Genomic DNA, 19,339 nt, shown 5'->3' with positions numbered 1-19,339 from the left:
TTAACCGACCCTAATTTACCTGTCGTTTTTCGGAATGAGAAGAGCTCCAAATAAGCATCAGTAAGCCGGATATCAGTAAAAGTGCACACCCTGACAGCAACCAAGGGTTAATATACCAGTGCTCACCCCATTCGAATTTACCAAACATGATGCGCTTCCAACCCTCGAAATGCTGATAGGCGCCTACAAAGAAGCCAAAGGCCGCAATAGTGCTGGCAAAGTATAGGCTTATCCAGTGGCGAGGATTAGGTAATAACAAAAATATACCAAGGATCCCAATGACGGTTCGCTGCATGCGGCAGTAAGGGCACACATACACCAAATCGGTGAGCTCTAACGCCCATGCGGCGACACAAATAATGATGGCAACGACGCCGAGCATTTTTTTATGACTGAGTAAGAAATGTAATAATGTTTTATCCATAAACGTTCACTTTTTGTTTTTAAGTCTTAGGGTGTTTAATCTGCTTTAGAATGCTATTGATTAGGTTTTTGTGCAACAATAAAAATTCACTGAAATAAAGCGTATTGAAGCGCTTAGGGATGCTCTTACTTATATTGAGCTCGGCATTTTCCTGTTTAGGCAAACTAGATGATAGACCATCATATACATTTTTGGAATGGCAATAAGACGTCCGTTAGGCGTGAATATGAGAAACAGCTTTTAAGCATTTGTTTGCAAGAAGCTGGCATGCTGGACGCTAATATCATAGTGGATGAAACCGACTATCCGAGAGCCGAAGACGAAGGTAATATTTTTTCAGGGCCTTGCGATGTGCTAGTCAGTGTTGCCGGTAATCAAAAGTTTGAAGGAAAGCCAGTCAGGGTGATAGAGCTTCCGCTGTGTCATGGCATACTTGGGCATCGTTTATTGATCATTTCTCAACAACAATCGCAACACTTTGCGACAATCAATACTGTTGATCAGCTACAAAGCTTAACAATTGGCATCCCCGCAACGTGGGCAGACGCAGATTTATTTAGGCACAATGGTTTTAAGGTTTTTGAAAAGGGAAGTTTAGAGGATATTTTCGAACGGCTGCTGAAGCAGGAGTGCGACTATGTTGCGTTAGGGGCGAACGAAATTGAGGCTATTTTCAATCAATACAAACTCGCTGACTTAGGACTAATGATTGAACCCCATATTTTAGTTTATTACCCCTTGCCCTTGGTATTTTACGTTCACCCTGAGCAAATACAGCTCGCTGCGGCGATTGAGAGTGGATTGAAAAAAATGATTTCAAGCGGCATGCTGAGATTGTTGTTTGAACGCTATCACCCTAATTTGGTGAATCGTTTAGCGCTAGGCAAACGTAACAAATTCACATTGCACAATCCCCACTTGCCGGCATCGCTCAAAGAATTTTGTCCTGAGCTTAATTTGCCGATTTTGCAGCGTTAACCATCATTTTTACATCTTCTAACAGGGCTTTTGCATCGTAGACGATACCGTCTTTGATTGTATATTTAACGCCGCCCACTCTTGTTGGCTGGTTGTTATCGTCAAGCCGATAATGTCCGGTGCCGTAGAGTACTTTAAAGTTTTGCAGGGGGTTTTCTTCAACAATTACCATGTCGGCTAGTTTGCCGATGGTAATTGAGCCAATGTCATCGTCCATGCCTAAGGCTTGTGCGCCATTTAAGGTTGCCGCTTGCACCACTTCATACGGGTTAAAGCCTGCCTCCTGCAATAACTCTAATTCGCTGATGTAACCAAAGCCATATATTTTGTATATGTAGCCAGAGTCAGAGCCCGTTGTGACACGACCGCCATGGTTTTTATAATCATTTAAAAACTGCATCCACAGCCTAAAATTCTCTTTCCATGAGATTTCTTCTGAGGTTGTCCAATCAAACCAGTATGAGCCATGAGCATAGCGACTGGGTTTGAAGAACTCCCAAAGCGTAGGTAAGGTGTAGTCGCTATGCCAGTCGGCGTTGCGTTCGCGCATTAAATCGCGGCTGGCTTGATAGATAGTCATTGTAGGGTTGAGAGTGAAGTCCAACTCAATAAGCTCGTCGCGCACACTGTTCCATTTTTCACTGCCCATGGGCGCGGCTTGTGCCCACAATTTACCTGCTTCACTGAAGCGGTCTTGCTCGTTGTTGTAATTGTAGCTAGCAGGATAGTCTTGAATGATTCGGTCGGTAAACATCGCTTCGGGAAGTCCGTACCAATGCTCCATCGTAGTGAGTCCGAGGCGAGCAGAATCTAAAACGTTCATACTCATTACGTTAAGCTGTGCATGATGCATCATGGTACCAAGGCCTTGTTGCTTTGCTTCATCTAAGGCGGCTTCCATGATTTTTGGGGTGGCGCCAAAAAACTTAATGCCCTTCGCGCCATCTTTGGCGGTTTGTTTTACCCATTTGCGAGCTTGTTCAGGCGTGAAGATGGGCGACTTTGCGCCCATCCCAAAACCTAGGTAGGGGATGATACGTGGCGCAACAATGGTGTTTTTTTCGCTGCGCTCGACATGGTCCATTACCCAATCCAAACCATTAAAACTGCCAGGCTCTCGAACGGTTGTAATACCATGGGCTAGCCACAGCTTGAAAACATATTCAGCAGGAATGTCGTCGGCCGAACCGCCAATGTGGCCATGCATATCAACAAAACCCGGCAGAACGTAGTGACCGCTTAAATCCATTTCTTTGTCGTTAACATTTGCGACCGGCCTACCAGCAGGCTTAATTGGCACACCAGGATGACCTACGCTAACGATATTAGTGATGCGGTTTTTCTCGATAACGATGTCGACCGGCCCGCGAATAGGGGCGCCATCACCGCTAATTAAATTAACCCCGCGTAAAATCAAGCGCTCGTAGGGGCCTTGGCCTTCGTCAGCAGCGCGACTAGGAGAGGGATCACCGGGCGCCGCGATGGCAAAAATGCCAAGCATAACGACGATCATGATAAATAGTGCGCAATAGCGCATTAAGCGAGATATGAGAATATAGTTTTGCTTATACATGGTTTTTATATTTTTATTTTTTTATTGGACACAGATATTACTATCTGCGGAGCAATTTGTTAACAAGTCTTTAGTAATTTGTTGTGATTGGTAACAAGATCTCTTTACAGGCACCCTCAGCGCTATCTTTTGGCCGGTTTGTGGTGATAAAAATAAACCGAAAAATTCATTTTATGCGCGCTCGAATATATTCAGATAAGGTCTTACTCACCTGCGGGTGCTGGGTGTCTTTGTTAAATAGGCAGATTTTAATTTTGCCTAAGGAAGGCAGGCGTGAGTCTTTCACAATATCAAGTTCAGCCGGCAAGCTGCTTTTTGCCAGTGCAGTAATCCCCAGGCCTTGCTTTATTGCTGCCATCAAACCGTATAAGTCGGCATTGGTGTAAGTGATTTTCCAGGCATGGGTTTGCTGTTTTAGCTGCTTGATCACGCGGCTACGATATACACAACCCTCCGGTGCCAATACCAATGGCAAGGTATTTTTATTTAGCTTGCGCGAATTATCACCTACCCAAACTAAGTCATCTTCGAGCAGAACTTCGGCATCTTTTTCGAAAGCTTCATCTGACAGTGCCAAGATTAAATCAAAGTCTTTGCGAAGAGACTTATCCAGCAGTTGCCTTGAAAGAGACGAAGTTACATCCAATGAAACATCGGGATAGCGCTGGGAAAATTCACCAATGATACTTGGCAGTAGTGTAGATGCGAATTCGCTTGGAATTCCGAGCCGAAGCCTGCCGCGCAGGGTTTGCTGAGTGCTCAGCGTAGTGAATATATCATCATTAATCGCGAGCATTTGTTTGGCTTGCTGATATAAATAGTCACCGTCTTTATTGCTTTGGTAACTTTGTCCGACTTTGCTGAAGAGTTTGCGGCCTAGCTGACCTTCCAGTTTTTTCATTTGTAAGCTAATGGCAGGCTGCGAACGGCCAAGGGCATCACCCGCCTTAACAAAGCTGCCTAATTCTATGATGTTTACAAAAGTACGCAGGTTGTCTAACGACAGTTGCTTAACGCTCATAATTAGCCCTCAGACCAAGTATTTCATTGCGTTGCATAATAAATGCTAATCAAAAGCTTGTAAAACATTAATAAACCTTATGTATAGATAAAAACTTTTAATTTGTTTGCTTTGCCAGCGCTTTCTATACTCAACTTAATAATTGCATCATCAAATAACCATTACAGAGAGCATCATGAATAAAACTCCTTTGCACGCTGCACACCTAGAATCGGGCGCAAAAATGGTCGACTTTTTTGGTTGGGATATGCCAATTAACTACGGGTCGCAAATTGAAGAGCACCATGCAGTAAGGCAAGATGCAGGAATGTTTGATGTGTCGCATATGACCATTGTGGACGTCACTGGGGCAGATGCAAAAGCCTACTTGCGCTATTTATTGGCTAACGATGTTGCAAAGCTAGAGCAAAAAGGCAAAGCGCTCTACAGCGGTATGATCAACGAAGCCGGTGGGGTAGTCGACGACCTTATTGTGTATCACTTTGACGAAACTAACTATCGTTTAGTGGTTAACTCTGCAACCAAAGAAAAAGACCTAAACTGGCTCAATAAAATCGCCGCTCCCTTTACCGTAAATGTCGTTGAACGCAAAGAGTTCGCAATGATTGCGGTTCAGGGGCCAAATGCAAAAGAAAAAGCCGGTAGCTTATTTTCAGCAGCACAGCAAGAAGCCGTTGCCGGTATGAAGCCATTTTTTGGCGTACAGGCAGAAGATTTATTTATTGCTACTACCGGTTACACCGGTGAAGCAGGTTATGAAATTATGGTCCCTATTGCACGCGCTCATGACTTTTGGAACGAGCTCTTAAACGCAGGTGTTAAACCATGCGGATTAGGTGCACGTGATACGCTTCGCTTAGAGGCCGGTATGAATCTATATGGTCAAGATATGGACGAAACCGTATCCCCGTTAGCCGCGAACATGGCTTGGACCATTTCATGGGAGCCAGCCGACAGAGACTTTATGGGTCGCACTGCACTTGAGCAACAAAAGGCACAGGGCACAGAAAAGCTGGTAGGCTTAGTATTCAAAGAAAAAGGAGTACTGAGAGCGGGTTTGGTAGTTAAAACGCCGCAAGGCGACGGCAAGATTACATCAGGAACATTTTCGCCTACATTGGGGCATAGTATTGCAATGGCTCGTATTCCAGCGGGTGATTCAGCCCAACCTGGCGCAGTTGTGCAGGTAGAAATGCGTAAAAATCCTGTAGATGTGCAAGTAGTAAAACCGAGCTTTGTACGCAATGGTAAGAGCGTTTTATAAGTATTTATGTAGCTGGCTGAGCAATGACTCGTCCATACCTTTAAGACTTCAACAATAACAAAATATTAGGATATTTTATGAGCACTATCCCAAAAGACCTACGATATGCCACTACCCATGAATGGATCCGCGCAGAAGGCGACGGTGTTTACACTGTCGGCATCACTGAGCACGCTCAAGACTTACTTGGCGATATGGTATTTGTTGATTTACCAGATGTAGGCGATGCAGTTACGCAGGCAGACGATTGCGCTGTGGCCGAATCGGTAAAAGCAGCATCTGATATTTATGCTCCGCTAACCGGTGAAATCGTAGAGATTAATGAACAGCTAGAAGACTCGCCAGAATTAGTAAACTCTGATCCCTACGGCGAAGGATGGCTATTTAAAGTGAAGGCAGAAGATGAAGGCGAAGTCGATTCTCTACTTGACGCCGAAGGTTACGAAAACTCTATAGACGACGAGTAAGCCTCTCGTGTGAAGGCAGTTTATCTGCCTTTAAGCATGTAGCGCACTAGCGTCATACATGCGGTGTTTGTTTGATAGAAGCGGTAAGCGAGGCTTACTGCTGTTTGTTATTGATGTCACTTTTTACTATACAGGTCACGTAGAATGAATGTTGCAACTAATCCTAATGTTACTTTGTCGTCAGCGAGTTTGAGCGAGTTAGAGAATCAAAACGAGTTTATTCGCCGTCATATTGGCCCTGGCAAGCAAGAAATAGCCGACATGCTCGCTGAAGTAGGAGCGACATCTTTAGACGATTTGATGCAGCAAACCGTGCCTAAAGGCATACGCTTGCCTGAAGCTTTAAACGTGGGTGAGGCCCAACGCGAAGTCGATGCCTTAAAAGAGCTGAAAACAGTTGCAGCAAAAAACGTGATCAATCGGTCATTTATCGGTATGGGCTACAGCAATACTCACACCCCGAACGTGATCTTGCGCAACGTACTTGAAAATCCGGGTTGGTATACAGCCTATACCCCGTATCAACCAGAGATAGCCCAAGGTCGTCTACAGGCAATATTGAATTTTCAGCAAGCGACAATTGATTTGACCGGCTTGCCATTAGCGTCATCGTCTTTGTTAGACGAAGCTACCGCAGCGGCAGAAGCAATGGCACTTGCCAAACGCGTTTCAAAAAACAAAAAATCCAATACCTTTTTTGTGGCTGACAACGTGCATCCGCAAACCTTTGATGTGTTAAAAACCCGCGCAGAAATGTTTGGTTTTGAGATTGTTCAAGGTCCAATGGCTGATGCAGCAGCACTCGATGTTTTCGGCGCGTTGTTGCAATACCCTGGCACTACCGGTGAGTTAGTCGACATTCGTGAGCTCATCGGCGCTATTCAAGATAAGAATGGTATTGTAGCGGTTGCCACTGACATGTTGGCGCTTACCATGCTTACCCCGCCAGGCGAGCTTGGTGCGGACGTTGCGCTAGGCAGTGCACAGCGCTTTGGTGTGCCAATGGGATATGGCGGTCCACATGCCGCATTTTTTGCTACCCGCGATTCTTACAAGCGTTCCCTTCCCGGTCGTATCATTGGTGTTAGTAAAGACACTCGCGGTCGCCCTGCATTGCGCATGGCGCTGCAAACTCGTGAACAACATATTCGCCGCGAAAAAGCCAACTCTAACATCTGCACCGCGCAAGTATTGTTGGCAAATATGGCAAGTTTTTACGCGGTGTATCATGGACCACAAGGTCTTGCAGCGATTGCCCACAGAGTGCATCGCTTTGCCGACATTTTAGCCGCTGGATTGCAGAGCAAAGGCATAACGCTTAAGCACAGTACATGGTTTGATACGCTAACTATCGAAGTGAGTGACAAAGCCAACGTCATTAACGCTGCCCTTGCAAAAGGAATGAACTTGCGCACCGACATTGACCAAGCTGTGGGTGTCTCGCTAGACGAAACCACCACACGCAAAGACGTGGCTGATTTATTCGATGTTATTTTGGGTGCAGGCCATGGTTTGGATGTTGCGGCTCTCGATACGCATATCATTGAAAACGGCAGCGAATCTATTCCAGCGGAGTTAGCGCGTACTACTGAATATTTAAGCCATGAGGTGTTTAACCGTTATCACAGCGAAACAGAAATGCTTCGCTATATTAAATCATTAGAAAATAAAGACTTAGCACTAAACCACTCGATGATTTCATTAGGCTCATGCACCATGAAGCTAAATGCTGTTGCTGAAATGATTCCGGTTACTTGGCCTGAATTTGGTCAGTTGCATCCTTTCGCGCCAATCAATCAAGCACTTGGTTATAAAGAGATGATTGATGAGCTGAGCGACTGGCTAATTAACATTACCGGTTACGATGCACTGTCGATGCAGCCTAACTCTGGCGCGCAGGGCGAATATACTGGTTTGTTAGCCATTCAGCGCTATCATCAAAGCCGCGGCGAAGGCCACAGAAACATTTGTTTAATACCGCAATCGGCACATGGTACTAACCCTGCGTCAGCGCAAATGGTCAGTATGAAGGTCGTAGTGGTAGATTGTGATGTTAAGGGTAACGTGGACTTAGAAGATTTACGTGCAAAAGCTGAAGAAGTAAAAGACAACTTGAGCTGCGCTATGATCACTTATCCATCGACTCATGGCGTATACGAAGAAACGGTTAGAGAGATTTGTGAAATCGTGCATGAATATGGTGGCCAAGTTTATATGGATGGCGCCAACATGAACGCGCAAGTAGGCGTAACCTCTCCGGGCTTTATTGGCTCCGATGTATCACATTTAAACCTGCATAAAACCTTTTGTATCCCGCACGGCGGCGGTGGCCCGGGTATGGGACCTATCGGCGTAAAAGCGCACTTAGCACCATTTTTACCTAGCCACACTGTGATTAATTTACACGCTGCCGGCACCGGTGAAGACCTAGGCTCAAACAGCGCAGTATCGGCTGCGCCTTGGGGCAGTGCGTCAATTTTGCCTATTAGCTACATGTACATCAAAATGATGGGTAGCGAGGGCCTGCGCAAAGCGACTGAAGTGGCTATGCTAAACGCTAACTATGTGGCTAAAAAGCTCGAAGGTCATTATCCGATTTTGTACAAAGGCATGAACGGTCGTATCGCTCACGAATGTATAATCGATTTACGCCCACTAAAAGAAGCCAGCGGCGTTACTGAGATGGACGTAGCTAAACGCTTAAACGACTATGGCTTCCACGCGCCAACCATGAGTTTCCCAGTAGCGGGTACCTTGATGATTGAGCCGACAGAGTCAGAGGCCAAAGTTGAGCTCGACCGCTTTATTGAAGCGATGATTTGTATTCGCCAAGAAATCGAAAAAGTACAGTCGGGCGAATGGGACGCGATTGATAATCCATTGCACAATGCCCCGCATACTTTAGCAGATATTATTGATGCAAACTGGACGCGCAGCTATAGTCGAGAGCTGGCCGCATACCCAGTAGCCGCAGTGGCAAGAGACAAATTTTGGCCAACGGTCAACCGTATCGATGACGTGTTTGGCGACAGAAACTTAATTTGTAGCTGTCCGGATTTGGATTCTTATCGGGATTTTGCGGAGTAATGTGAGGCAGCAATGATCATTGAAAAAATCATGAGCAAACCGATTGTTACGGTCGAGTTTGATGATTCATTAAAAATGCTCAAAGAAATATTTGAGAACGTCAAATTCCATCATTTATTAGTAGTTGATGAGGGAAAGCTTTACGGAGTCGTTTCCGATCGGGATTTATTAAAGTCAATCAGTCCGTTTATAGGGACGCCGAGCGAAAAACCGCAAGACCGGATGACCTTAAATCGTAAAACCCATCAAATTATGACGCGTAAACCTATTACCCTCGGACCCAAAGCGAACGTATACGACGCAATTAGCATTTTTAACCGCCATAAAATTTCGTGTATTCCCATCGTAAATGACAAATTTGAGCCAGTTGGCATAGTCAGTTGGCGAGATATTTTAAGAGTAATGGAAGAAAATCATAATAAAAAAATAAATAAGACGGGTTAACGTAAAGCTAGAGGATTACACGTGAGTAAACTGAAAACTCCAGGCGTATATATAGTTGAAAAAAATGCTTTTCCTAACTCTGTTGTAGAAGTTGCAACCGCGGTCCCTGCCTTTATCGGCTATACACAAAGAGCAGACAAGGGAAGCGAAACCCTTCTCAATAAGCCTTGGCGAATCACGTCAATGTCAGACTTTCATACTTACTATGGTGTTGCGCCACAGCCCTTATTTAACATTATAGATAGCGTTGCAACAAACCCGGCAGATTCCATTCCTCAAACGACTTTCACACACGCTGATAAAACGTACTCACTAAAACAGGCTAATACAAAATACTTGCTTTATTACAGCATGTTACTGTTCTTTCAAAATGGTGGGGGAGCTTGTTACATAGTCTCTGTTGGCAATTACGAAGACAGTATTGAGCCCGCAAAATTAAAAGCCGGTATCGACCTTTTATCAAAAGAGCAAGAGCCGACACTCGTTATTGTCCCTGAAGCCGTTTTGCTTAGTGAAGACGAGTGTATTGATGTTCAGCACGCATCAGTCGCTCACTGCGGGGGCAAAATGCGTAATCGAATGTCAATTCTTGATGTTTGGGGAGGTTTTAAAGCGCGGCAAGACCCCTCAGGAGATTGCATTGCCAATTTCCGTTCAAAATTAGGGAATCACTACCTAAATTATTCTGCTGCTTATTATCCTTGGTTGAATACGTCACTTGTGCAATCGAGTGATGTGAGTTTTGTAAATGTGGCAAACCTCGATGCTTTAGAAGGCATATTAATTAAAGAATTAGAGCTCGAGTTTGCTGATCTCATTGGTTTATCAGAACAAGAACTTAGCCGTCCGGGTAAGGCAGCTAGGTTGGTCAAACAGCAGTCACAGCTTGTAGTCATTTCTAGCCTGAAGCTTGAGCAACCCACAGAGCAAAAAGAACAAGTTCATGAAATGTTAACCTTAATAAGCAAGGTCTATCCAGAGATAGTAAAAGGCATTCAACAACAACTTAACTTGTTACCTCCCGCCGCCGCTATGGCAGGTGTGTACACCATGGTTGATAATTCTCGTGGTGTTTGGGCTGCACCTGCAAACGTGAGTCTTTTGAGCGTTGTTTCTCCAACAGTTAATGTTTCTCATGACCAGCAAGAAGACCTTAACCTAGGCTCAGAAGGTAAATCTATTAACGCTATAAGAGTTTTTACTGGTCAAGGCACACTTGTGTGGGGTGCTAGAACGCTTGACGGTAACAGCCTTGATTGGCGCTATATAAATGTGCGCCGAACTATGATTATGCTTGAGGAATCTATCAAATTAGCAACAAAAGCATACGTTTTTGAGCCGAACACGGAAAATACCTGGGTAACAATCGCAAGTATGATCAGGCACTTCCTAACCGGTGTTTGGAAGCAAGGTGGCTTGGCAGGCTCAACGCCAGAAGATGCCTTTAGTGTCAGCGTGGGTTTAGGCAATACCATGACAAACGTTGACATACTTGAAGGCATATTAAGAATTAGGGTCTTAGTGGCTATTGCGCGACCCGCTGAATTTATAGAGATTACGTTCCAACAACACATGCAAAATTAATTGCCGCTTGGGCAAATCATGCCAATGAAATAACAAAAAAGGCGCACTTTGCGCCTTTTTTTTAGTATGAATTTGGATTTATTCCGGAGTAACTTGATAAATTTGAACGCTGCCTGAGATTTCGTTACCAATAATTAACAACGGCTCTCCTGTTGGGCTGTCCTCAGCGCTAACAAATGACATACCTTCTGGCGCCAAATCACCCGTTATATCTGCACCTTCTGCAACCCCGCGGTTAGCGAAGTAGCTAACAAATTGCACGTTATATGGGTTGGTAATGTCGTAAGCCATTACGCCGCCCATACGCTCAAGACCAACAAATGCGTAATTGCGACCGTTAATTTTACCTAGTGCAAGTGCTTCAGGCTCTGGTCCTTTTGCATCTGAACGAGTGTCGCCTTCATTTTCGTCGTTGTTATTATTAAATAGTGGACCAAAAATTGAAGCGGTAATGCGTTCAAAATCATCGCCAGAATCATATACGACTAATCCGTTAGTATCCCAAATGGTGAAAGAACGCCCGCCATAGGTATACAGCTCTGCATAGGTTCCTGAGCCATCTGTACTGTCGTCAGTAGCGCCTTTAAAGGTCGTTACTAATAGACGACCAATATCGTTATCGTCGTTATTAACATAATCAAAATTTGCGTCTAGTGTAAGATCTTCAACGCGTATTTCATCGATAAATGCTAAACAGCCATCGTCTTCATCAAAGTCTAAACCACCAGCTGCAGCGCAGGCTGCTTCATCTGCTGTGTCAAAGAAGTACTCTCTGCCATCACCTTCATTTGCAGTCACAATGAAGTTAGCGCCATTCCAGCTATAGCTGTCGATAGTGTCAGGCTGATACATACCAAAAAGCCCTGGGTAGTTTTTAAAGTTTACGCCACCATCTCTGTCTGATGGATCAAGCAGTAAGCTTCCCCAATCTTTGAAGCCTAAGCCAATCACATTGCTCAGTGTATTTGTGGTTAAATCGACAATTGCTAATGCGTTATTTTCTTGAATGGCCACAAAAGCCAGAGTGTCGTCTTCCGATATAGCCACGTATTCTGGCTCTAAATCTTTAGCAACAGACGCGGTATACAGATTGCCATTAATTGTTCGACCATCGGGGTTTGCAAAAACTGCACCTTGCGCTTCAAGCTCTGCTTTCAAGCCGTTAAAGCCTTCAAACGTTAATTCAATGTCATCATCAGCGGGAACGCCATTGGTAAGTGTTATGATTGAAATAGAACCTTCAGGATCAACACTGTAATCACCTGCAGGCTCACCTTCATTGGCAACGATTGCTTTTCCGCCTTGGTGAGTAAACACCACATTATCAGGTAAAAAACCAACTTCTACTGTTTTTATAAATACTGGAGCAGCGCCTGTTACGTCGTAAAAAGCAACAACACCACGGGTGCCAGTTTCGGTAGCTACAGCAACGGCCAATACGTCGTTATTGTTATCAAACGCCAAGCTATTCGCTTCACCTGTTATGCCATCGGACGCAAGGTCCAACGTAATCGCTGAATCAACATTTGTGTTTGTAATAATACCTTCTGCGTCTGGCGTGAGTGCACCTGCATCCAAACTATTGATGTCAATAATTTCGACCACAGCCGGATCAACCGACGCATTAACAGCATATACCCAGCCTTTACTTGCTTGGAACGCGACGATTTCGGCACCGCCCTCTGGATCAGAGCTATTCAAAACTGCACGACCGATCAAAGTAGCATTAAGAGTAGTAGGGGCATTAGCGCCAGGTACTCCGTCGGCTCCAGTACTACCAGACGCGCCAGGCGCACCGGCAGGACCGGTAGCGCCGTCTTCACCGTCGAGACTACACGCAGATAAAGTCGTAATAATAGCAGTAGCTAATATTGCCTTAATAAATTGTTTTCTTGCTTTCATTGTTGGCATCCTTGAGTTTGAAGCTCATACACTAGTTAGGACGTGTTACAAAATCATGAAGTTTTCTTTTCGAGTAGATTACAATTTTTGAATAGACAAATTAATGCTATATTTTGTATACAATTTAAAATTTGAATACAAAATGAAATTAGGCACGTTTATTTCAGATATTAGCTTCTCAGCCCTCAGTGCTGGTTTTATCGCTGTACTAGTTGGTTACGCCAGTGCATGGGTAATTGTGTATCAAGCGGCAATTGCAGTGGGTGCTAGCCAAGACATGATTGATTCTTGGATTTGGGCCTTGGGTATGAGTATGGGCTTGGGCTGTTTAGGTTTATCTCTTTATTATAGACGCCCTATCATCATAGCGTGGTCGACTCCGGGGGCGGCATTGTTAGCCACTACACTCACAGGTAATAGTATTGGCGAAGCCATAGGTATCTTTGTGTTTGTTGGGGTGTTGACCTTGTTAACCGGCTTGTCTGGTTGGTTCGACGCTTTAACCAAACGTATCCCACTGCCTTTAGCCTCTGCTATGTTGGCTGGCATTTTAGTGCAGTTTGGCTTGAGTATTTTTACATTGCTACAAAGTGACCCACTAATAGTGGGTTTAATGTTAGTGGCGTTTCTATTTGCCAAACGATGGTTACCTCGTTATGCAATTGTTACCGTACTAATAGTCGGTTTTGTATGTGCCTATGGTTTTGACTTAATCAACCTTCAACAAGTTAGATGGTCGCTTTCTACACCTATTTGGACATGGCCAGAGCTCAATTTAAGTTTGTTGATTGGTGTAGGTTTACCTCTCTTTGTAGTCACCATGACGTCACAAAATGTTCCAGGCATAGCAATTTTACGTACTACTGGACATAACCAAACGCCAGTATCTCCAATATTAAGTTGGACTGGTGGATTAAACGTATTGTTCGCTCCTTTTGGTGCCTTTACCTTAAATTTGGCGGCAATTACCGCTGCTATATGTGCCAGCGAAGAAGCCCATCCTGAAGCCGAAAAACGTTATATTGCCGGAGTGTTCGCTGGTGTGTTTAACATTTTGGTCGGTATTTGTGGAGCGACGGTTGTAAGTTTGTTTGCGGCTTTTCCGGCCTCCATGATTTCCGCGTTAGCTGGCTTAGCCTTGTTAGGTATAATTAGTGCAAGTTTACAATCAACTTTCGAACAAGCTAAATATACAGATGCAGCCTTAATTACCTTTTTAGTAACAGCCTCGGGTGTGTCCTTTTTTAATATCGCCTCCGCATTTTGGGGTATTACCATTGGGCTTGGCACACTCGCTATCAGCCGAATTGCAAGAGCATGACTAATGACTGATAAACAACCAGCAGAAACTTTATATCATCAATTAAAACAAGATATCCGTGATAATAAGTTGCCCGTAGCGAGACCGCTTAAACAAGAGCAGCTTGCCGCAAAATATGGTGTCAGTCGTATTCCTATTCGAACTGGGCAAAGCCAAAGCCATATTGAAACAGCACATCAGTGAAGCCGGTGAAATATTAGTGGGCTATTTACATAAAAAAATGCGTATTTAGTTTTAAATCTGGCTCAAAAACTTGTGTTGATAGGACGAAATTTGAAGTGCTGCCATTTTCAAATACTCGTTTAGTGAGTAAGTAATTAATTACAAAAAGGTAGTGGCCTCGCAGTGCACGTAAATGTAGATAAAAACCCTTTTTCTCAACGTAACTGCGAAACCGGCAGAGATGTAATTGATGTGACTATTGCAGTGGCGAAAAATAATCTAGAGATAAACTGGCACAACGACAGCGTCATTAGAGTGCGAATATTTCAAAGCTAATTTGGCCACAAGCTTAATTGATAATTTTTGCATCCAAAACCTGTCAGGTACTGCTATTTGTCATAGCAAAGACTGTCTGTCAGCGACAATAACCAAGCTTAAATTAGATTCATTAACACAGTCCATCGCCCTTTCAGCACATCGTAACGCTTTAATTTACAAAATCAGCCTTACTCAATAGCGTGATACCCTCTAACATTGATGATATCTCGGGCGTTAATTTACCTGCCTCTACTGCTGCGTCACGACTTTTATAAAACATCTCTGTATAACGCTCTATGCGGCTGCCGAGCACGCGCCAGCCTTCAGCTTTCGCGTTTGATGGCCATGCTTCTAGTTCAATCGAGGCGCTTTCGATTTGATTACTGAAAATATTAACAGCGCTTCGCATAGCAGTTTTATAATCCATACCGCCTGGGCCAGTGGCGTCCATGCTGCCTATCTCGGCAAAGCCAGATAGTGTTTCTGCAGCATTTTTTAAATGGTCATAGTATTTTTGCATCGCGCGTTCGTCATAAGCGTTAATTCGCCCTTTAAAATCGCTGTTTGTGGTAATGCTGCTAGTATTTCTGGTCTCGACAACCACCGTTGGTCTATTTTGTGGGGCAGCAACAATGCTTGCGCCCTCGGTGGCTTGTCGCTGGCCATCCACGGTAAGTTGACCGCCCATGCCGAGGCCACCTTGTACTTGTTGTGGTTTATAGTTGCGAAGCGCCATCACCATTTGGTTGTAAGAATCCGCAAATGCTGCTGTTATAATTTTACCTTCGGGGGAGTTCGAAAACCCTTTTGCGCCGCCAGCGATCCCGGCAAAGAATCCACCAAATATATCAAAGTCGTAATTGCCGGCGCTACCTACGGCACTCGACACCTGAACACCAGAGCGGTTGTCAATTAAGAGTAAGGTGGTTGCGGCCTCGTTTTTACTTAAGCCGCCGCCAATAACTGAGCCGATGCTGCCAAATAAACCCCCTGCAACACCTTTTAAACCGCCGGTTCCCTTCGCTGAAAACTGTATGGAAGGACTTACGGTGTAATCTGCGGTGACCATTTGGCCGCCGCCAATATTACTGCCGGAACGCAACTGCCCCGACTGCATAAGTTCGCGCTCTCTGTTCATAGCATTCATGGCGGCACCGCGCTCGACCACCACAAAACAATTGGATTGTTGAATCATGGTACGAATAACCGGCTCGGTGCTGCCTAAATTTGGGTAGCGATTACGGTAGTCTCCCCACCATGGTAAAGAGCGGTCTTCAAACAGCGCTAAGGTGCCTAAAGGAGTATCGCATTGCTCTAAAGAATTATTTGCGTTTTCGGTATTGGCGCCAGCAGCACCGCCTGTAACGGTATTGCCACTGCTACCGCCTAGTGACGGGGTGGTCGACATACAGCCAGTTATCAATAAAGATGTCGCCAATGCTATCCCGAGCATCGTTTGTTTCGACTGCAGTTTCATCAATGAGTGTTTAATTTGCATGCGTTCATCCCTTAATGTGGTAAATCAGTGTGGTAAGTAAACGTGGAGCGATACAGTTAACTTAGGAATCTTAGATATACTTCGCTTCGGTAACCGACACAAACCATTATTCGCTCGTGGTCTGTCACTTAGCCCTTAAGTGTCGTTATCTGGCGTTAAGTATCTATTCGTATTTGTTTTTTAGAAAACTAATATCTAACAAAGCCGTGCATTAACTCATTGGTTTGTATAGTATAAAAAGCACGCATTATTTGCCGCCAAAGTTAATATGGATGCTAGAAAGCGAAAAAGAGGGATAAGGGCGTCTAGAGAAAAGCTAGAGGCCGCAATGCTAAACGCCGGTTTTGACACTCAAACCGATTTAGCAAAATACATCGCTATAAATGAAGGTATCGACAAACCCCCTAAAGACCTCGTCAATAAAGTATTCAGAGAGCAAGCAGTATCGACCCATAACCTCGCCCGGATTGCTAATGCCTTAGGAATATCTGCACATACCATTTATCTCGCTAGAGATGACAAAGAGTTTGAGGCAGTGGTACAGGTCCAGCAATCTCAATCGGCTGATGAAAACACGCAACATAATGTGGCTGAATCTAGGGCTATCGAGCACGATTCAGAGATTCAAACCGATAATCATAAGGCCTCAGAATGCCAAGAAACCGAGCCTACGCAGGCCAGTTTCAAACCCAAAGGGCTGATGCATGAATATCCTCATAAGAAGAGTTTCATTTATTTCGCTTTTGTATCGCTATTTGCATTTGCCGCTTATGGATTGTTGAGTTATCAATCGAGCACCTTCGAAAATACCTCTACTAAAATTGAATCGCCCTTAGGTGTGGTCAGACTTATTGTTCAGGCACCTAACAGTATGAAAGTAGCAGCAGATAAGCTGATGCAACTACTTAACACCCACGAAAATATTACTGCTGTGCTTGCCAGTTCACCAAACAGCTACGATATGGATGCTCAGGAAGCGCTTTTGAAGTGGCAAGCACATGCAGTGTTGAAACTTGCACAAACGCATTATGGAAATTACACACGCATTGAGGCAATGATTGACACCAGTCAAGATCACGCAGTTCTGCATCAATCTATTTTACATCAATCGGAAGTTGCATTAGGAGCAAGGCCTGCGAATGTTAAAATTGTGCAGCAAGTACTGAAGTTTATTAATGGACAAGCGACCGACACTATCGACTCTGTGTCTGCAGCGTCCCATACTTATTTTGCAAAGGGAAAAAACGCTCTATTTTTAAGTCACTCTGCAGATGCTTATCAAAATGCCATTACACTGTTTGAACGTGCCATTCTTGAAGATGAGAGCTATGCATTGGCGTATGCAGAATTATGTAGGGCCTTTGCAAGATATAGCTGGATACAGAATGAAAGTGAATCACTTGAAAAGGCGGCTGTGTATTGTAATAAGGCAGAGCAACTTTCGCCAGATGTGCCGTCGGTAGCGACTGCTAGAGCCGAATTGCTTATTCATACTGGCGAAGCTCTGAAAGCGGTAAACGCGATCGAAACTGTAATAATGCCAAACCTAGAAGACGCGGATTCATTATCGACTTGGGCTGGAGCATATTTAGCCTTGTACAATCAATCGTCAAACAGTAAAGATGCAGATAGAGCAGAGCAGCTTGCTTTAAAAGCTTTGCGTTTAGCTCCTCAACATTGGCATGCTATCAATACCCTAGGTAATTTATATTTTGCAAGAGGGGAAACCAGCAAAGCCAAAGAGCAGTTTGCGGCGGCATCTAAAGTGGTTAAGCACGAAATTATTTTAGCAAACCTTGGCACCTTACAGATGTGTTTTGGTGAGTTAGAAAATGCACTGCGAACATATCACGACGTCATTGATAATTTTCAGAATGACTACATCGGCTATGAGAACCTGGGGTCAGTTTATTTTTATCAAAAACGTTACGAACAAGCTGCCGAGCAAAAGTTATTCGCCATTCAAAAACAGCCAGAGATTGCTATTCATCAAGTATGGGGTAGCTTGGGCGAGGTATACTTACGGATGGGATCTTCAGAGGAAGCTTTACGCTATTATACAGAGGCGCTCGTGTTAACTGAGCGAGACCAACTGATTCAAGATGCGAGTGTCAGCATTGGTTTTTATAAGTTCTACTACCAAACCAAGATCAAACAAATCAACCATAGCTTGACGATCACCAATAATTTTGTAGACAAAGTAAACGGCTTTTTCAATCAAAAAAAGCATCTAGGTTTAAAGGAAAGAAGCCACCTAGCATGGTTAGCCTATAAAGCAGGCGAAGGTGAAAAAGGGCAAATCCTATGGCAGGAAATATCGCAGGTTTGCCCGATTTATAAGCGGTCGCCAGAGCTACTCGCACAACTCGCTCCGCCAACGTAGACGCGTTTGCTCTCTCAATTTTTAGGTGTTATTTAAATTAGCGCCTTTCCATAAAATGAAGTACTGTTGCTCTTTCGGGAAAATGCATTTTGTCTCAAACGAGGTATGATTGCTTTAAGACCGTTTCAGTTTCGGTGTCGTAAATTAACAATCCGCTAGATACATCATTGAGTTGCCCGATGACCTTTCCCTTGCTGTTCCAAACTGTACTTTGGCCGGCACTTAAAAAATTATCGCAGTATCCAATGGAGTTAGCCATCAGTATAGGAATGCTGCATTTTTTTGAGAATGATGCAAAAAGTGAATTGGCTTTATGAATCCCATTTTGGGGCTTAGCAACGCTCGCGATAAAAGCTTTTGCGCCCAAATTTACAGATTGAAGAAACCGTTCATTTTGCAGTGTTTCATAGCAAATACCGATCCCTAACTTTTGTCCTCTTACCTGAATGACCGGCTCGCTGTCACCGCATACAAAGTAGGGCAGTTCATCGCTATGCAAGATGGTTTTTGAATAAACTTGTCGATGCTTGCTCGGCTGAAAGATTAGCATGCTGATGTTCAAACCCGTATCAGATTGAGTGGGGATCCCAATGCCAATCGTTATCTCGTGTTCCTCAGCAAGCTCTTCAAAGCAGTCAAAACTTGCAGAATGTGGGTTTTGAACAAGTTGTTTGGCCAAGGCTGGCTCAAATCCTGTTATGGATAACTCTGGAAAGATAATTACGTCTATGCCTAATACGACAGCAGACCTAATGGCCGCTAAATGACTGTCGATGTTTGCGCTAACATTTCCTTTTTGAGGGCTTATTTGAACGATGCAAATTTTCATATTGTATATTTTTCTTTCGTTATAGTTTAAGCAGACGAATGCGGAGCGCGTTTGATACGAAAAATTCATAGCACCCCTTAACCA

General features: G+C 44.2%; 16 protein-coding genes. 10 read left to right on the top strand and 6 right to left on the bottom strand.

What is annotated here, in order from left to right; translation table 11 throughout:
* Window positions 1-10: 10 nt before the first annotated feature.
* Complete coding sequence (locus AB9H30_RS13030; protein ID WP_371195127.1) at window positions 11-424, bottom strand: disulfide bond formation protein B; 414 nt, start codon at window positions 422-424, stop codon at window positions 11-13.
* A 168-nt stretch (window positions 425-592) separates the two neighbouring features.
* On the opposite strand from AB9H30_RS13030, the gene AB9H30_RS13025 reads away from it, so the two are divergent.
* Window positions 593-1,402 carry a hypothetical protein gene (locus tag AB9H30_RS13025; RefSeq protein WP_371195126.1) on the top strand — a complete coding sequence of 270 codons (810 nt, stop codon included), beginning with the start codon at window positions 593-595 and terminating at the stop codon, window positions 1,400-1,402.
* Here AB9H30_RS13025 and AB9H30_RS13020 read toward each other — a convergent pair.
* Together AB9H30_RS13020 and AB9H30_RS13015 are read right to left on the bottom strand one after the other, a co-directional pair.
* On the bottom strand, window positions 1,377-2,903 hold the full coding sequence (locus AB9H30_RS13020) for an amidohydrolase family protein (protein WP_371195125.1): 1,527 nt from the start codon (window positions 2,901-2,903) through the stop codon (window positions 1,377-1,379). The genes AB9H30_RS13025 and AB9H30_RS13020 overlap by 26 nt on opposite strands.
* A gap of 238 nt (window positions 2,904-3,141) precedes the next feature.
* The gene (locus AB9H30_RS13015) at window positions 3,142-3,996 is read right to left on the bottom strand and encodes a LysR family transcriptional regulator (RefSeq protein ID WP_371195124.1); all 855 of its coding nucleotides are present in this window, start codon (window positions 3,994-3,996) and stop codon (window positions 3,142-3,144) included.
* A 172-nt stretch (window positions 3,997-4,168) separates the two neighbouring features.
* Here AB9H30_RS13015 and gcvT point away from each other — a divergent pair, with 172 nt between their 5' ends.
* The 5 genes from gcvT to AB9H30_RS12990 all read left to right on the top strand — a co-directional run bounded on the left by gcvT (window position 4,169) and on the right by AB9H30_RS12990 (window position 10,842).
* Window positions 4,169-5,260, top strand: coding sequence for a glycine cleavage system aminomethyltransferase GcvT (gene gcvT / locus AB9H30_RS13010; RefSeq protein ID WP_371195159.1), 1,092 nt, complete (start codon window positions 4,169-4,171; stop codon window positions 5,258-5,260).
* A gap of 77 nt (window positions 5,261-5,337) precedes the next feature.
* Window positions 5,338-5,727: a glycine cleavage system protein GcvH gene (gene gcvH, locus AB9H30_RS13005; RefSeq protein ID WP_371195123.1), complete on the top strand. Its 390-nt coding sequence runs from the start codon at window positions 5,338-5,340 to the stop codon at window positions 5,725-5,727.
* Window positions 5,728-5,871: 144 nt separating this feature from the next.
* Window positions 5,872-8,814 carry an aminomethyl-transferring glycine dehydrogenase gene (gene gcvP / locus AB9H30_RS13000; protein WP_371195122.1) on the top strand — a complete coding sequence of 981 codons (2,943 nt, stop codon included), beginning with the start codon at window positions 5,872-5,874 and terminating at the stop codon, window positions 8,812-8,814.
* 30 nt (window positions 8,815-8,844) lie between these two features.
* Window positions 8,845-9,258 carry a CBS domain-containing protein gene (locus AB9H30_RS12995; RefSeq protein ID WP_371195121.1) on the top strand — a complete coding sequence of 138 codons (414 nt, stop codon included), beginning with the start codon at window positions 8,845-8,847 and terminating at the stop codon, window positions 9,256-9,258.
* A 21-nt stretch (window positions 9,259-9,279) separates the two neighbouring features.
* Window positions 9,280-10,842, top strand: coding sequence for a phage tail sheath family protein (locus AB9H30_RS12990; RefSeq protein WP_371195120.1), 1,563 nt, complete (start codon window positions 9,280-9,282; stop codon window positions 10,840-10,842).
* 78 nt (window positions 10,843-10,920) lie between these two features.
* Here the strand turns inward: AB9H30_RS12990 and AB9H30_RS12985 are convergent, their stop codons facing one another.
* Window positions 10,921-12,744, bottom strand: a complete 1,824-nt coding sequence (locus AB9H30_RS12985) for a choice-of-anchor I family protein (RefSeq protein ID WP_371195119.1) — start codon at window positions 12,742-12,744, stop codon at window positions 10,921-10,923.
* Between the two features lie 103 nt (window positions 12,745-12,847).
* Here AB9H30_RS12985 and AB9H30_RS12980 point away from each other — a divergent pair, with 103 nt between their 5' ends.
* The 3 genes from AB9H30_RS12980 (at window position 12,848) to AB9H30_RS12970 (ending at window position 14,563) form a co-directional block, all read left to right on the top strand.
* Complete coding sequence (locus AB9H30_RS12980) at window positions 12,848-14,065, top strand: benzoate/H(+) symporter BenE family transporter (RefSeq protein WP_371195118.1); 1,218 nt, start codon at window positions 12,848-12,850, stop codon at window positions 14,063-14,065.
* 3 nt (window positions 14,066-14,068) lie between these two features.
* The gene (locus AB9H30_RS12975) at window positions 14,069-14,248 is read left to right on the top strand and encodes a GntR family transcriptional regulator (RefSeq protein WP_371195117.1); all 180 of its coding nucleotides are present in this window, start codon (window positions 14,069-14,071) and stop codon (window positions 14,246-14,248) included.
* 162 nt (window positions 14,249-14,410) lie between these two features.
* Window positions 14,411-14,563, top strand: a complete 153-nt coding sequence (locus tag AB9H30_RS12970) for a hypothetical protein (RefSeq protein WP_371195116.1) — start codon at window positions 14,411-14,413, stop codon at window positions 14,561-14,563.
* A gap of 151 nt (window positions 14,564-14,714) precedes the next feature.
* Here AB9H30_RS12970 and AB9H30_RS12965 read toward each other — a convergent pair whose 3' ends face one another.
* Window positions 14,715-16,043, bottom strand: a complete 1,329-nt coding sequence (locus tag AB9H30_RS12965) for a CsgG/HfaB family protein (RefSeq protein ID WP_371195115.1) — start codon at window positions 16,041-16,043, stop codon at window positions 14,715-14,717.
* Between the two features lie 268 nt (window positions 16,044-16,311).
* Between AB9H30_RS12965 and AB9H30_RS12960 the strand changes: the two genes are divergently transcribed.
* Window positions 16,312-18,426 (top strand): tetratricopeptide repeat protein, encoded by a 2,115-nt coding sequence (locus AB9H30_RS12960; RefSeq protein WP_371195114.1) that lies wholly within the window; start codon window positions 16,312-16,314, stop codon window positions 18,424-18,426.
* Between the two features lie 94 nt (window positions 18,427-18,520).
* Here the strand turns inward: AB9H30_RS12960 and AB9H30_RS12955 are convergent, their stop codons facing one another.
* A complete protein-coding gene (locus AB9H30_RS12955) occupies window positions 18,521-19,255 on the bottom strand; it encodes a carbon-nitrogen hydrolase family protein (protein ID WP_371195113.1) in 735 nt (244 codons plus the stop codon).
* Window positions 19,256-19,339 lie beyond the last annotated feature (84 nt).

The organism is Glaciecola sp. SC05 (genome assembly GCF_041380235.1).
Taxonomy (GTDB): Bacteria; Pseudomonadota; Gammaproteobacteria; order Enterobacterales; family Alteromonadaceae; genus Glaciecola.
This window is presented reverse-complemented; position numbering and strand designations above follow the sequence as displayed.